At 65.4% G+C, this 12,768-nt stretch carries 16 protein-coding genes and 1 pseudogene; 11 read left to right on the plus strand and 6 right to left on the minus strand.

Annotated elements, in window-relative coordinates; all coding sequences use genetic code 11:
* Nucleotides 1–4 precede the first annotated feature (4 nt).
* Nucleotides 5–616, plus strand: a complete 612-nt coding sequence (locus tag AB3L03_RS20410) for a pyridoxamine 5'-phosphate oxidase family protein (protein ID WP_204512544.1) — start codon at nucleotides 5–7, stop codon at nucleotides 614–616.
* A 328-nt stretch (nucleotides 617–944) separates the two neighbouring features.
* Here the strand turns inward: AB3L03_RS20410 and AB3L03_RS20415 are convergent, their stop codons facing one another.
* Nucleotides 945–1,118 carry a hypothetical protein gene (locus tag AB3L03_RS20415; protein ID WP_158091562.1) on the minus strand — a complete coding sequence of 58 codons (174 nt, stop codon included), beginning with the start codon at nucleotides 1,116–1,118 and terminating at the stop codon, nucleotides 945–947.
* On the opposite strand from AB3L03_RS20415, the gene AB3L03_RS20420 reads away from it, so the two are divergent.
* Entirely contained in the window at nucleotides 1,117–1,320 is a 204-nt protein-coding gene (locus AB3L03_RS20420; protein ID WP_018453086.1) for a hypothetical protein, read from the plus strand. The genes AB3L03_RS20415 and AB3L03_RS20420 overlap by 2 nt on opposite strands.
* On the opposite strand, the gene AB3L03_RS20425 is transcribed toward AB3L03_RS20420, so the two are convergent.
* The 4 genes and pseudogenes from AB3L03_RS20425 to AB3L03_RS20440 all read right to left on the minus strand — a co-directional run bounded on the left by AB3L03_RS20425 (nucleotide 1,321) and on the right by AB3L03_RS20440 (nucleotide 4,856).
* Nucleotides 1,321–1,824, minus strand: coding sequence for a DUF6496 domain-containing protein (locus tag AB3L03_RS20425; RefSeq protein WP_247820977.1), 504 nt, complete (start codon nucleotides 1,822–1,824; stop codon nucleotides 1,321–1,323). It lies immediately after the preceding gene.
* A gap of 68 nt (nucleotides 1,825–1,892) precedes the next feature.
* Entirely contained in the window at nucleotides 1,893–2,675 is a 783-nt protein-coding gene (locus tag AB3L03_RS20430) for an alpha/beta fold hydrolase (RefSeq protein ID WP_368506952.1), read from the minus strand.
* 4 nt (nucleotides 2,676–2,679) lie between these two features.
* Nucleotides 2,680–3,974, minus strand: a pseudogene (locus AB3L03_RS20435) (O-acetylhomoserine aminocarboxypropyltransferase).
* A gap of 81 nt (nucleotides 3,975–4,055) precedes the next feature.
* Nucleotides 4,056–4,856 carry an IclR family transcriptional regulator gene (locus AB3L03_RS20440; RefSeq protein WP_368506953.1) on the minus strand — a complete coding sequence of 267 codons (801 nt, stop codon included), beginning with the start codon at nucleotides 4,854–4,856 and terminating at the stop codon, nucleotides 4,056–4,058.
* Nucleotides 4,857–4,987: 131 nt separating this feature from the next.
* Here AB3L03_RS20440 and AB3L03_RS20445 point away from each other — a divergent pair, with 131 nt between their 5' ends.
* The 6 genes from AB3L03_RS20445 (at nucleotide 4,988) to AB3L03_RS20470 (ending at nucleotide 9,592) form a co-directional block, all read left to right on the plus strand.
* Nucleotides 4,988–5,953 (plus strand): tripartite tricarboxylate transporter substrate binding protein, encoded by a 966-nt coding sequence (locus AB3L03_RS20445; protein WP_247820981.1) that lies wholly within the window; start codon nucleotides 4,988–4,990, stop codon nucleotides 5,951–5,953.
* Between the two features lie 3 nt (nucleotides 5,954–5,956).
* The gene (locus AB3L03_RS20450; protein WP_368506954.1) at nucleotides 5,957–6,574 is read left to right on the plus strand and encodes a flavin reductase family protein; all 618 of its coding nucleotides are present in this window, start codon (nucleotides 5,957–5,959) and stop codon (nucleotides 6,572–6,574) included.
* 94 nt (nucleotides 6,575–6,668) lie between these two features.
* Nucleotides 6,669–7,478, plus strand: coding sequence for a fumarylacetoacetate hydrolase family protein (locus AB3L03_RS20455; protein WP_368509063.1), 810 nt, complete (start codon nucleotides 6,669–6,671; stop codon nucleotides 7,476–7,478).
* Nucleotides 7,479–7,481: 3 nt separating this feature from the next.
* Nucleotides 7,482–8,285, plus strand: coding sequence for a 2-oxo-hept-4-ene-1,7-dioate hydratase (gene hpaH, locus AB3L03_RS20460; protein WP_368506955.1), 804 nt, complete (start codon nucleotides 7,482–7,484; stop codon nucleotides 8,283–8,285).
* 25 nt (nucleotides 8,286–8,310) lie between these two features.
* Nucleotides 8,311–8,703 (plus strand): RidA family protein, encoded by a 393-nt coding sequence (locus AB3L03_RS20465; RefSeq protein ID WP_018453094.1) that lies wholly within the window; start codon nucleotides 8,311–8,313, stop codon nucleotides 8,701–8,703.
* A gap of 13 nt (nucleotides 8,704–8,716) precedes the next feature.
* Complete coding sequence (locus tag AB3L03_RS20470) at nucleotides 8,717–9,592, plus strand: amidohydrolase (protein WP_085351535.1); 876 nt, start codon at nucleotides 8,717–8,719, stop codon at nucleotides 9,590–9,592.
* Nucleotides 9,593–9,646: 54 nt separating this feature from the next.
* On the opposite strand, the gene AB3L03_RS20475 is transcribed toward AB3L03_RS20470, so the two are convergent.
* Entirely contained in the window at nucleotides 9,647–10,642 is a 996-nt protein-coding gene (locus AB3L03_RS20475; protein ID WP_368506956.1) for an LLM class flavin-dependent oxidoreductase, read from the minus strand.
* A 232-nt stretch (nucleotides 10,643–10,874) separates the two neighbouring features.
* On the opposite strand from AB3L03_RS20475, the gene AB3L03_RS20480 reads away from it, so the two are divergent.
* The 3 genes from AB3L03_RS20480 to AB3L03_RS20490 all read left to right on the plus strand — a co-directional run bounded on the left by AB3L03_RS20480 (nucleotide 10,875) and on the right by AB3L03_RS20490 (nucleotide 12,577).
* Complete coding sequence (locus AB3L03_RS20480) at nucleotides 10,875–11,297, plus strand: MgtC/SapB family protein (RefSeq protein ID WP_018453097.1); 423 nt, start codon at nucleotides 10,875–10,877, stop codon at nucleotides 11,295–11,297.
* A 135-nt stretch (nucleotides 11,298–11,432) separates the two neighbouring features.
* On the plus strand, nucleotides 11,433–11,936 hold the full coding sequence (locus AB3L03_RS20485) for a twin-arginine translocation pathway signal (protein WP_018453098.1): 504 nt from the start codon (nucleotides 11,433–11,435) through the stop codon (nucleotides 11,934–11,936).
* An 11-nt stretch (nucleotides 11,937–11,947) separates the two neighbouring features.
* On the plus strand, nucleotides 11,948–12,577 hold the full coding sequence (locus tag AB3L03_RS20490; RefSeq protein ID WP_026232461.1) for a ferric reductase-like transmembrane domain-containing protein: 630 nt from the start codon (nucleotides 11,948–11,950) through the stop codon (nucleotides 12,575–12,577).
* The last annotated feature ends 191 nt before the right edge of the window (nucleotides 12,578–12,768 follow it).

Raw genomic sequence — 12,768 nt, forward strand, 5'->3', positions numbered from 1 at the left:
TGGAATGTCGGTGATCGAAACGGTCGAGCAGCTGGAGGCCATCTACGGCGTCACCAACGACGCCTCGACCGTGAAAGTCGCCGACCACGTCACCCCACTCTATCGCGTCTTCATCGAAAAGGCCCCGTTCGCCGCGCTCGCTACCATCGGACCCGAGGGGATCGACTGCTCGCCGCGCGGCGATCTCTCCGGCTTCGTCCGCATTCATGACCCGAAGACGCTGATGCTGCCGGATCGCCGCGGCAACAACCGGGTCGATTCCTTGCGCAACATCGTGCGCGATCCCAGGGTGTCCCTGATGTTCCTGATCCCCGGCTCCGGAAATGCGGTTCGGGCCAATGGCCGGGCGCATCTGTCCATCAATCCCGAGCTGCTCGCCTCGTTCAAAGTCGACGGCAAGGCGCCGCGCAGCGTGATGGTGATGACGGTCAACGAAATCTACTTCCAGTGCGCCCGCGCCATCGTCCGCTCCGATCTCTGGAATCCCGACAAGCGCATCGACCCCAAGACGCTGCCGACGCCCGGCCAGATCCTCGCCGAGATGAGCGAGAACAAGGTCGGCGGCGCGGAGTATGATCGCGCCTGGCCCGAGCGTGCGGCCGCGACGATGTGGTGAGTTCGTTCTTCCCCTCTCCCCTTACGGGAGAGGGTGGCTCGCCGCGTAGCGGCGAGACGGGTGAGGGGTCTCTCTCCGCGTGCGACTCTCTTGAGGATTCGCGGAGGCAAACCCCTCATCCGGCGCTTCGCGCCACCTTCTCCCGCAAGGGGAGAAGGAAGAACTCATCGCGAGATGAATTCGTTTGCCGGCGCTCGCACGCGGAGAAGCGCCCCTGCGCGCTCATCGCAATTACGGATAGACATTTCATTGACCGTTCGCGCTAAACGCGCGATATTCGACGCATCGACACTGCTCCTTCGAGCCGAAGCCGCGATATGAGAACCGATCACCAGCGCAGTAACAATGACATGCATGCGTGCATGACGCGCCGCTGTTTCTCGGCGGCCACCGGCGCATGTTGTTGTTGCTGACCGCCGCCTCCTAGCAGCACCTCACCCAGCAAATCCCAAGAAGCAAATCCAAAGACAGGAACGCCGAGACCCGGCGGACGAGCAGTCATGTCCCGAACTCAATCGAATGCCTACGTCATCGAGATCCACGACCGCGCCGCCGGCATCGTCACGAGGGATACGCGCGGCTTCCGCTTCTTCTCCTCCGAGCGTCTGTTCGACAGCCTCGAAGGCCGCCAGTTCCGCTCGGCGCGCGAGGCGGAGCGCGCCGCCCGTGCGGTATTCTCCGAGCGGGGCCGGCGCGCGAACTGATCAGCTCCGGCGGCGCGCCCTGGTGCGTGCCGCCTTCTTTGCGGCGGTGGAGCGGGCCTTGGCGCCCTTGGTGCGGCTCGCCTTGCGCGCGGCGGCTGAACGCGACGCGGCCGTTCGCCGGCTCGCGGCGCGCTTGCCCTGCTTCGACAGTGCGCTGCGCGATGCGGTCGAGCGCGGCTCCTTCTTCAAAACCTTTTCGACGGCTTGCGACACGCGCGGCCGGCGCTTCGGGGTGCGCTTGCCCTGACCGACGTCATAGGCATATTTGGCGCTGCGGCGCGTCGCCTTCTTGACGCGTCCCTTGCGCGGCGGCGGCAGATCGACGCCGGCGCGGCGCGCTTCGGAGAGACCGATGGCGATGGCCTGCTTCGTCGAGCGCGCGCCATGCCTGCCCTTGCGGATCTTGTCGATCTGGTCCTTGACGAATTCGCCGGCCTGCGTGCTTGCCGATTTTCCGGCACGCTTGTCTTGCCTGGCTTTGCGAATGACTTCCTGTCTTGGCATGGGTCCAGTTCCCTCTGGAATTCACGGGAATGTCTGACCGCAACGCGCAAGATGGACGATTGATCCTGTCAGTTCCGTAGCGCAGCGAGCAGTTCATCGGGGCGTTCGGCCATGATCATGTGGCCGGCGCCCGGCACCACGACGGTCTTCGCATGCGGGATCGCGGCGGCAAGTGCCTTGCCGGCCTTCACCGGCGTCATCATGTCCCGTTCGCCGAGGATGAGTGTGGTGGGCACCTTCACGCTTGCGGCTGCTTGCAGCGCATTGGCGTAAGCATTGCAGGCCGACAAATCCCTGAACAGCACGCCCGGCTCGCAGCGTTTCAATACGGCCTGGGCGCCGCCATGCATCCACAGGCCCGGTGCGAGGCTGCCGCCGAACTCAGCGTTGAAGCCGAGTCCCCAGATCGAGACCATGTCGTTTGCATCCTGCGAATTGGCTTCGGCCGCTTTCAGCAGATCCGGGCCGACCGTCATGGTCGCGGCCGTGCCGATCAGGCTGAGCGCGGAAACCTTGTCGGGGTGACGTGCGGCCGTCTCCAGCGAGATCAGCGATCCCATGGAATGGCCGATCAGATGCGCTTTCGTCGCTTCGGCCGCATCGAGCAGGGCCGCCGTCCAGTCGGCCATTTCGGCGATGCTGCCGAGCGAAGGTCCGGGCGAGCGGCCGTGGCCGGGCAGATCCGGCGCCAGCACGCCAAAGCCGTGATGGCCGAACCAGCGGGTGTGCAGTGCCCAGGTCGAACGGTCGAAACCGGCGCCGTGGAGGAAGACGACGGCGGGCAGGGACTTGTCGAAGTCGCGGCCGCCGGTTGCGACCAGCACCTCGGCGCCGTTGACGGAGAGCTTCATGGTGTCAGACCTTTTGCGAGATGCGCAGCGCCTGCGCGAGATCGTCGATGATGTCGCTTCCGGTCTCGATGCCGACCGAGAGTCGCACCAGCTCTTCGCCGATGCCGGAGGCCTTGAGCTGCTCGGCGTCCATCTGCTGGTGCGTGGTCGAGGCGGGGTGGATCACCAGCGTCTTGGCGTCGCCGACATTGGCGAGATGACTGATCATGCGCAGCGATTCGATGAATTTGCGGCCCGCGGGCCGGCCCCCTTGATGCCGAAGGAGACGATCGAGCCGGCGCCGCGCGGCAGTAATTGTTTTGCGAGCTGGTAGTCCGCATGATCTTCCAGCGAGGGATGCAGCACCCAATCGACCGCCTTGTTGGCTTTCAGTGCTTCCAGCACGAGGTGCGTGTTCTGCATGTGGCGGTCCATGCGCACGCCGAGCGTCTCGACGCCCTGCAACAGCTGGAAGGCGTTGGTCGGCGATAGACAAGCGCCGAAATCGCGCAGGCCTTCGGTGCGCGCGCGCATGATGAAGGCGGTGGTGCCGAACTGCTCGTCGAAGACGATGCCGTGATAGCCGCCATAGGGCTCGGTCAGCACGCCGAATTTTCCGGATGAGCGCCAGTCGAAACGACCGCCGTCGACGATGGCGCCGCCGATCGCGATGCCGTGGCCGCCGATCCATTTGGTCGCCGAATGCATGACGATGTCGGCGCCGAGCTCGATCGGACGGCTGAGATAGGGCGTGGCAAAGGTGTTGTCGATCAGCAGCGGAATCTTCGCGTCATGCGCGATCGAAGCGACTTTCGGAATGTCCAGCACCTCGAGCCCGGGATTGCCGATGGTCTCGCCGATCATCAGCTTCGTGTTCGGCTTGATCGCCGCGCGGAACGCGTCGAGATCGCGCGGCTTGACGAACGTTGTGGTGATGCCGAAGCGCGGCAGCGTGTGCGCCAGCAAATTGATGGTGCCGCCATAGAGCGAGCTCGATGCCACGATATGGTCGCCGGCGTTCAGAAGCGTGGCGATGGCCAGATGCAGCGCCGCCATGCCGCTCGCGGTGCAGATCGCGCCGACGCCGCCTTCCAGCGCCGCAAGCCGTTCTTCCAGCACGCCGGTGGTCGGATTGGAGATGCGCGTATAGATGTGGCCGGCGCGTTCGAGATTGAACAGCGCGGCGGCGTGATCGGAATCCTGGAACACGTAGGACGTGGTCTGGTAGATCGGCACCGCGCGGGCGCCGGTCGCGGGATCCGGATGCTGGCCCGCATGCAGGCTCAGGGTCTCGAAGGCAGGCGGTTTTGGCGTGGGCATGCGGGGCCTCGTTGCTCGGTCGGCGGAGGCGGCTCTTGTGCCATAAAATGGCGCGCGGCGTCAGCCCATTGACAGCGTTGTCTAACCCCGGATCGCCTGCTCGATGATCCGCGCCTCCCGCAGCAGGATCTCCGCGACCTCCTGTTCGCGTCGTGGGCCGAGCCTGGTGCGAACGGCGGAGACGGTCATGGCGGCAGCGGGACGGCCGTCCGGGGTCTTGATCCAGGTCGAGATCGACTTCGTGCCCTGCACGAGACCAATTTCCCTCATGCCGTATCCCAGCCGTCTTGCGGCGGTGACTTGGCCCAGCACCGTCGCAACATCGGTCCGGTAGGCCTCCAGTCTCTTCTCGTTGGCTGCGACGATTTTTCGCGCGTCCTGCGCCGGCATCGCGGCGAGGATGGCGACGCCTGCGCTGGAGACGCCGAGCGGTCGGCGCGCGCCGACCTCGATCGACAGCACCTGGATCGGATAGACGCCAATCCGGCGATCGACGCACAGCGTGTCATTGCCGGTCCGCACCGTCAGGAACAGCGTGTCGCCGATCTCGGCCGAGGCGCGTTGCAGCGACGGATTTGCCGCGATCAGCAGCCGCGACGGCCGAGGCCGTGCGAGCGCGAGCTCCGGCACCTGGTTGCCGATCGCGTAGCGGCCGGTCCGGTCATGCCGTTCGACGATGCCTTCCTCGATCAGCACGTGGACGATGCGGTGCACGGTCGGGCGGGTGAGGCCGGTCGCCCGCACCACCTCGGCCAGCAGCACGCCGTCTTCGCGGCCTGCGGCAAGGATGCGCAGCACCGCGAGCGCGCGCCGGATCGCCTGCGCGCCCTGTCGCGGTCCCGTGATGCGGCGGGTGGATTTCGCGGAAGTCGTCTTGTCCATAATATGGACGAGAACGCCACAATTCACTCGACAGGTAAAGCGCCCATCTGGAGATTGCGCTCCGAATCGACATGCCGTGTACGACGTCAGGCAAATCGACGTAAAATTGGAAGCGCCGCCGGGAGGTTAACATGCGATTAATCTGGATTGCCCTAGCTGCCGCAGCGGCGATGTTGACGGGACCGGCGTCGGGCCAGCAATGGCCGGCGCGCAACGTCAAGCTGATCGTGCCCTATCCGGCCGGCGGCAATGTCGATAGCGCCGCGCGCATCATCGCGGACAAGCTCCAGGAAAAGCTCGGCCAGCCCTTCATCATCGAGAACAAGGCGGGCGCCGGCGGCATGATCGCGGGCGAGGCTTTCGCGAAGTCCGCGCCCGACGGCTACACGCTGTTCGTCGGCGCCAACGGCCCGGTGCTGTTCGCGACCGAGATCAACAAGCGCGACGTCTATAATTGGAAGAAGGATTTCCTGCCGATCTCGACGATCTCGATGACGCCGCTGGTGCTCGAGGTGCATCCGTCGGTGCAGGCGACGACTTTCAAGGAATTCATCGGCCTCGCCAAGCGCGAGCCGGGCAAGCTGACGATGGCCTCGCCCGGTCCCGGCACCACCAACCATTTGCTCAGCGAACTGATGCAGTCCAGCCTCGACCTGCAATGGGTCACCGCGCACTATCGCGGCAATGCGCCTGCCGTCAACGATCTCTTGGGCGGGCAGGTGCAGTTCGCGTTCGACCAGCTCACGGTCAGCCTGCAGCATATCAAGGCCGGTCTGTTCCGCGCGCTGGCCGTCACCAGCCCGCACCGCCTGAAGTCGCTGCCCGACGTGCCGACCTTCGCCGAGCTTGGTTACAAGGATTTTGACGGCCAGACCTTCACCGGCCTGTTCGCACCGGCAGGCACGCCGGCGCCCGTGATCGACAAGCTGCACGAGGCACTGACCGCGATCCTGAAGGACCCCGCCGTGGTCGACAAGTTCGAGAAGCTCGGCGGTGAAGCCGTCGCGATGACGCCCGACGAATTCAAGGCCTATCTCGCGCGCGAGGACGCCAAATGGATTCCGATCGTGCGCAAGGCCAACATCAAGGCGGATTGATCGATGCGGATCGACCCCACCGAGCTCGGCGCCGAGCGCATCTACCGGCTGATGACCGGCATCGTGGTGCCGCGTCCGATCGCCTGGGTGACGAGCCTGTCGCGCTCCGGCGTGCTCAACCTCGCGCCGTTCAGCGCCTTCACCTTCGTCTCGCAGAAGCCGCCGATGCTCGCGATCAGCGTCGGCCGCAAGGGCGCCGACTACAAGGACACCGCGCATAACATCCTCGACACCGAGGAATACGTCATCCACATCGCCGATACCCCGCTGATGCAGGCGGTGCACGACTCATCGGTCGAGCATCCGCCCGAGATCAGCGAGGTCGCGGAGCTCGGCCTTGAGACGCTCCCGAGCGAGCGCATCAAGGTGCCGCGGCTCAGCGTTGCACCCGTTGCGATGGAGTGCCGCTTTCGGCAGTGCCTCGAATTCGGCGACGCCCGCAGCCGTCTCATCGTGGGCGAAGTCGTGATGTTCCACCTCCGCGACGGCCTCGTGAACGACGGCAAGGTCGAAACCGTCGCGCTCGATCCGATCGCGCGCATCGGCGGGCCGCGCTACGCCCGGCTCGGCGAGATCGTGACGCTGCACGGCGTGTTCCAGACTCCCAAATCGAAAGACTGAGCGCGCCGCCCCCGCGCGCGCCCCAAGACCATTGGAGAACGACCATGCGACTCTAAGCTATCTCGTGGACGGAGAGCCGCGCTACGGTGCCGTCATGGAAGGCGGTGTCGTCGATCTGACCCGGCGGATCGGCCGCGACTTCTCCGACGTCAGGGCGCTGATCGCAGCCAACGCGCTGGCCGACGCGCAGGAAGCCGTCGCCGGACAAAAGCCGGACTACGCGCTGGAAGAGCTCGTGCTGCTTCCGCCGGTGCTGGCGCCGGAAAAGCTCTGGTGCATCGGAGTCAATTACGCCGAGCGCAATGCGGAGTATAAGGACAGCTCTGACCTGCCCAAATATCCCAGTCTGTTCGTGCGCAGCATGTCCTCGATGACGGGCTCAGGCCAGCCGCTGGAGAAGCCTCACGTCTCCGAGCAGCTCGACTATGAAGGCGAGCTCGTCATCGTGATTGGCCAGGGCGGCCGCCACATTCCGCGCGAAAAGGCCTGGGCGCACATCTTCGGCATGACGCTGTGCAACGAGGGCACGATCCGCGACTGGCTCCGCCACGGCAAGTTCAACGTCACGCAGGGCAAGAATTTCGACCGCTCCGGCAGCGTCGGTCCGTGGATCGTCACCGCGGACGAGCTCGACCCGCGCGGGACTCACGACATCGTCACCCGCGTCAACGGCGAGGTGCGGCAGCAGGACACCACCGAACGGCTGATGTTTCCGTTCGATTTCCTGATCTCCTATCTCTCGACCTTCGCAACCCTCAAGCCCGGCGACATGATCGTGACGGGCACGCCGACCGGCGCCGGCGCCCGCTTCGACCCGCCGCGCTGGCTCAAAGTCGGTGATGTCGTCGAGGTCGAATCCAGCCGCATCGGCGTGCTGCGCAACACCGTCGCGGCGGAGCAGTAGGTCATGCTGGACACTGCCACGATCGAACGCCTTGCCGCGCGGCTCGACGAAGCCGAGCGCACCAAGTCGCTGATCACGATGTTCACCAAAGACTATCCCGATTTCAGCATCGAGGATGCCTATGCCGTTCAGCGCGCCTGGACCAAGCTCCAGCTCGGTCGCGGCCGGGTCATCAAGGGCCACAAGATCGGCCTGACCTCGAAAGCGATGCAGAACGCGGTCGGCATTTCCGAACCCGATTACGGCGTGCTGTTCGCCGACATGTTCTATGCCGACGCCACGCCGATTGCGTTCGACCGCTTCCAGGCGCCGCGAATCGAGGTCGAGCTCGCCTTCGTGCTGAAGGCGCCGCTGCGCGGGCCCGATTGCACCATCTTCGACGTGCTCAACGCCACCGACTACGTCACCCCGGCGCTGGAGATCCTGGAGACGCGCATGCACCGCGTCGATCCCGAAACGGGCAAGGCGCGAAAAGTCATGGACACGATCTCGGACAACGCGGCGAACGCCGCGCTGGTGCTTGGCGGCCGGCCGTTCCGTCCGATGGACGCGGACATGCGCTGGATAGGCGCGCTGTTGTTCCGCAACGGCGAGGTCGAGGAAACCGGGCTTGCCGCCGGCGTGCTCAACCATCCCGCCAACGGCATTGCCTGGCTCGCCAACCGCCTCGCGCCGCATGACGAGCATCTGGCCGCCGGCGAGGTGGTGCTGGCGGGATCGTTCACGCGTCCGGTCGACATTCGCCGCGGCGACACGTTTCATGCCGATTATGGCGCGTTCGGCTCGGTGTCGTGCCAGTTCGTCTGAATCAACACATGAAAGGGAGCGCATCATGACCGGTCACACGCGGCGCAAGAGCATCCATATCGGCGGCTTCAAGCATGCCAACCCGATTCCGAACGCCTGCCGCATCGGCAATCTCGTGATGTCGGGCGTCATTCTCGGCCGCGATGCGACTGGTGCGATGCCCGAGAGCCTGGAAGCGCAATGTGCCAACATGTTCGCGCATATGAAGGCGACGGTCGAGGCTGCCGGCGGCACCACCGACGACATCATCAAGATGACGGTGTGGCTGAAGGACCGTACGCAGCGCGGCCCGGTCAATGTCGAGTGGCTGAAGATGTTTCCGGACGAGCATTCGCGCCCGGCGCGCCACGCGCTGCCGATGGACAACATGGACGGCGGCGCGCTGGTGCAGTGCGACTTCACCGCCGTAATCGACTGAGGGAGTTTTGCGCATGCCAACCTATCTTCCGTTCGACCCGAACCCGCGCCGCCCGGTCAAGGCGCCGCCGCCCAAATCCGTCGACAGCCAGTTTCACGTGCTCGGCCCCCTCGACAAATATCCGGAGCGTCCCGGTGCTGCCTATCGGATGCCGACCGCGACCTGGGAGGCGGCGCTGCGCGTGCACAAGACGCTCGGCATCGAGCGCGGCATCATCGTGCAGACCACGACGTATGGCGCCGACCATGCCGTCGTGCTCGACGGTCTCGCCGCGATGGGCCCGAACTATCGCGGCTGCGCCAACGCGCTGGTGTTCGCCGAGGCGAACGATTCGTATCTTGCCAAGCTGCATGATGCTGGGGTCCGCGGCGCGCGCTTCAGCTTCCGCCAGGAGCTCGGCGCTGTGCTGTCGGATGCCGATTTTGCCCGCGCGATTGCGCGCATCCGCGAGCTCGGCTGGTACGTCAAGATCCAGCCCGAGAAGGACGGCATCGTCTCCAGCGTCGCCAAATACGAGAATCTCGACGTGCCCGTGCTGATCGACCACATGGCACGGCCCGATCCTGAAGCCGGCAGGAACGATCCGAACCTGCGCAAGATGCTGGAGCTGCTCGGCAAGGGCAATTTCTGGGTGATGCTGTCGCTCGGCGAGAAGACCTCGAAGCTCGGGCCGCCCTACGACGACGTCATCCCGATCGCGCGTGCCTATATCGAGGCAGCAGTCGACCGCTGCGTCTGGGCCAGCGACTGGCCGCACCCGGTCTCGGTCAAGCAGCCGCCCAACGACGCCGATCTGCTGGAGTTGATGTACCGCTACGCGCCCGACCAGTCGACGCTGGAGAAGATCCTGGTGCACAATCCGGCCAAGCTGTTCGGCTTTCCGGATTAGGGCGCTCACGGCCTGCCACGAGCGCAGCTTCACCGTCGCAACAATCGCACCCGCTCACCCCGCCAACCGATCCCTTACCCCGGCCGCGATCTCGAACGAGCGCAGCCGCGCGGCATGGTCGTAGATCTGGCCCGTGGTCATCAATTCGTCCGCGCCGGTCTCGGCGATCAGCGCCTTCAGCTTCGCTTCGACCATGTCAGGCGAGCCGACCGCCGAGCACGACAGCGACTGGCCGACCATCGCCTTCTCGGCTGGCGACCACAGCGCGTCCATGTCGTCGACCGGCGGCGGCAGCGGGCCGGGCGTGCCGCGGCGCAGATTGATGAACTGCTGCTGCAGCGAGGAGAACATGCGCTGCGCGTCCGCGTCGCTGTCGGCGGCGAACACGTTGACGCCGACCATCGCATAGGGCTTGTCGAGCTGCGTCGAGGGTTCGAACCGCGCCCGATACTCCCGCAGCGCCGGCATCATCATTTGCGGTGCGAAGTGTGAAGCGAACGCGAACGGCAGGCCGAGCATCCCTGCGAGCTGCGCGCCAAAGGTGCTGGATCCCAGGATCCACAGCGGCACCTTCGTCCCCATGCCCGGCACGGCCCGGATGGCCTGGTTCGGCTGCACGTCGCCGAGCAGCGCCTGCAACTCCAGCACGTCCTGCGGAAAGTTTTCCGAACTCGTCGCGAGGTCGCGCCGCAGGGCGCGTGCGGTAAATTGGTCGGTGCCCGGTGCCCGCCCGAGCCCGAGATCGATCCGCCCGGGATAGAGCGAAGCCAGCGTGCCGAACTGCTCGGCGATGACGAGCGGCGAATGGTTCGGCAGCATGATCCCGCCGGACCCGACCCGGATCGTCTTCGTCCCGCCCGCGATATGCCCGATCACCACCGACGTCGCCGCGCTCGCGATCCCCGTCATGTTGTGATGCTCGGCCAGCCAGAACCGCTTGTATCCCCAGCCCTCCGCATGCTGCGCGAGATCGAGCGAATTGCGGAACGCTTGTGACGCATCGCCGCCTTGGCGGATGGGCGCGAGGTCGAGCACGGAGAAGGGGATCATGGAAGGGTCCGGATGGAGCGTGCGGTGGTAACGTGGACTCGACATGTAGGAGCCGGTCGCAGGAATACCAGCCGAAACGATCATGGTGCTGCGCCGGCGGCTCCATCGCGCGGAGACGGGGCCATCGCTGCGCTGCATGCGGCAAATTCGCCTGTATGGAAACCGCGGGCCGCATTGCCGCGTTGCCGGCCGGTTTGATCAACGGCGACGATTTTCATTTCGGGGGCTTTCTTTGGACAGATTCAACATTGGTGTTCATGTCGTTGCGCTGGCTGCGGCCTTCGCACTCGCCGTTCCCATTGGCTGGGACCGCGAGAAGCGGGCGCGAAGCGCGGGCTTGCGCACCTTTCCACTGGTCGCAATGGCAAGCTGCGGCTTCGTGCAGGCCAGCGAAAGCCTGCTCGTGCATTCGCCTGACGGAATGGCGAAGGTGATCGAGGGCCTCATCACCGGCATCGGCTTCATCGGCGGTGGCGCAATTCTCAAGCAGGGGAATTCGGTGCAGGGGACCGCGACGGCCGCGAGCCTCTGGGCGACCGGCGCCATCGGCGTCTCCGTCGGGCTCGGCGCTTTTGATGTCGCGGTGACGGTCGCCGTATTCACGTTCCTGACGCTTCGCTTGTTGACGCTGGTCAAGGAAGAAGACGATCACTGATGCATGTGCGAGCGGCCTGCACCCCGTTCACAACAACGTCATCGCGACCCGCTGCGTCCCCCGGCCCAACTGTGCGTCTGGCGCGTTTTCTTGTACACTCACTGAGCCTTTGGACGCTCGCCAGGAGGAACCGACATGACCACGGTCGTACTCAATCGCCGGAGCCTCCTCGCCGCGGGCGGCTCGATCCTCGCAACCGGGCTCTTGGCGACCGGCGTCCCCGGCCTGCTGTTGCCTGCACGCGCGGACGGCCTCGCACCGACCGAGACGATGTCTGGCGGGGCGAACAACTACCGCAAGGGCGCGGCGATCGTGGAGCGGATCGGAAAGGGTGGCTTCTGGATGAGCGGCACCGTGCGCCGCGCCGGCGACGGGACTCCCTTGGCCGGGCAGCGCATCCAGATCTGGGCGCACACGGTCGAAGGCCAGGAGCACGAGCCGCAGAGTCATGGCGCCACGCTCACCGACAAGGACGGCAAGTTCCGGCTCGAAATGCCGCAGATCATTCCCATCTTCGGCCAGCCGCATGGCCACCTCGCCTATGACAGCGGTGAATTCAAAACCGTCTTCCTGCGGCCGATAATGCGGAGCGCAAAGGAAACCAGCCTCGAGGCGCACTTCGTCCTGCAGCCGGCCTGATCGCATTGGAGATGAAGGGGCGGAGATCGGCCCGGGCGCCCCTGATCTGGATCGCCCTTGCCTTGGCCATCGGCGTGCCGATCGCGCTCGCTGCGGGAAGCGAACAGCTCACATGGCGCGGCCCGGTCTACATCCTCGCCGGCTTCGCTGGCATCATTGCGCTCGGTCTCGTGCTCGCTCAGCCCCTGCTGATCGGCGGATATCTGCCGGGACTGTCGGCCTATCGCGGCCGGCGCGCCCACCACTGGATCGGCGGCACGCTGGCTCTGGCGGTGGTGATCCACGTCGCCGGCCTCTGGATCACCAGCCCGCCCGACATGATCGACGCCCTGACTTATACGTCACCGACACCGTTCTCCCCCTTCGGCGTGACCGCCATGTGGGCCATCTTCATTGTTGCGCTCCTGGCTCTGCTGCGCCGGCGGCTGGGATTGCGGTTGCGCACGTGGCGCATCGTCCATATTCCCCTCGCGATCGTCATCGTCGCAGGCAGCGTCGCCCATTGCCTGCTGATCGAGGGGACGATGGAGACGATCTCGAAGGCTGCGCTTTGCGCAGCTGTGCTGGCGGCGACCGTCAAGGTGATGGTTGATCTCTGGAGAAGGCGGACGTTGCGCGATAGCAGCATTGCGCGGCCGTAAGCGTAGGGTGGGCAAAGGCGCGTAGCGCCGTGCCCACCATCTATCTATCAATGGTGGTTGGTGGGCACGCTTCGCTTCGCCCAGCCTACGAGCTCCGAAACTTTCGCTGACCCCCTTGTTCCAACACGTTCGGCGTCGTTACCGCTGGTATCGGCTCCGCTTGCCCGGGAAGGCGGTCAAGATTATCCTCG

It is taken from the genome of Bradyrhizobium lupini (genome assembly GCF_040939785.1).
In the GTDB taxonomy this organism is placed as follows: domain Bacteria; phylum Pseudomonadota; class Alphaproteobacteria; order Rhizobiales; family Xanthobacteraceae; genus Bradyrhizobium; species Bradyrhizobium canariense_D.

What these genes read in the sequence shown, in the direction of transcription:
- AB3L03_RS20410 (WP_204512544.1), top strand. Translation starts at nt 5, where the DNA reads ATGTCGGTGATCGAAACGGTCGAGCAGCTGGAGGCCATCTACGGCGTC.
- AB3L03_RS20420 (WP_018453086.1), top strand. Translation starts at nt 1,117, where the DNA reads ATGTCCCGAACTCAATCGAATGCCTACGTCATCGAGATCCACGACCGC.
- AB3L03_RS20415 (WP_158091562.1), bottom strand. Translation starts at nt 1,118, where the DNA reads ATGACTGCTCGTCCGCCGGGTCTCGGCGTTCCTGTCTTTGGATTTGCT.
- AB3L03_RS20425 (WP_247820977.1), bottom strand. Translation starts at nt 1,824, where the DNA reads ATGCCAAGACAGGAAGTCATTCGCAAAGCCAGGCAAGACAAGCGTGCC.
- AB3L03_RS20430 (WP_368506952.1), bottom strand. Translation starts at nt 2,675, where the DNA reads ATGAAGCTCTCCGTCAACGGCGCCGAGGTGCTGGTCGCAACCGGCGGC.
- AB3L03_RS20440 (WP_368506953.1), bottom strand. Translation starts at nt 4,856, where the DNA reads ATGGACAAGACGACTTCCGCGAAATCCACCCGCCGCATCACGGGACCG.
- AB3L03_RS20445 (WP_247820981.1), top strand. Translation starts at nt 4,988, where the DNA reads ATGCGATTAATCTGGATTGCCCTAGCTGCCGCAGCGGCGATGTTGACG.
- AB3L03_RS20450 (WP_368506954.1), top strand. Translation starts at nt 5,957, where the DNA reads ATGCGGATCGACCCCACCGAGCTCGGCGCCGAGCGCATCTACCGGCTG.
- AB3L03_RS20455 (WP_368509063.1), top strand. Translation starts at nt 6,669, where the DNA reads ATGGAAGGCGGTGTCGTCGATCTGACCCGGCGGATCGGCCGCGACTTC.
- hpaH (WP_368506955.1), top strand. Translation starts at nt 7,482, where the DNA reads ATGCTGGACACTGCCACGATCGAACGCCTTGCCGCGCGGCTCGACGAA.
- AB3L03_RS20465 (WP_018453094.1), top strand. Translation starts at nt 8,311, where the DNA reads ATGACCGGTCACACGCGGCGCAAGAGCATCCATATCGGCGGCTTCAAG.
- AB3L03_RS20470 (WP_085351535.1), top strand. Translation starts at nt 8,717, where the DNA reads ATGCCAACCTATCTTCCGTTCGACCCGAACCCGCGCCGCCCGGTCAAG.
- AB3L03_RS20475 (WP_368506956.1), bottom strand. Translation starts at nt 10,642, where the DNA reads ATGATCCCCTTCTCCGTGCTCGACCTCGCGCCCATCCGCCAAGGCGGC.
- AB3L03_RS20485 (WP_018453098.1), top strand. Translation starts at nt 11,433, where the DNA reads ATGACCACGGTCGTACTCAATCGCCGGAGCCTCCTCGCCGCGGGCGGC.
- AB3L03_RS20490 (WP_026232461.1), top strand. Translation starts at nt 11,948, where the DNA reads ATGAAGGGGCGGAGATCGGCCCGGGCGCCCCTGATCTGGATCGCCCTT.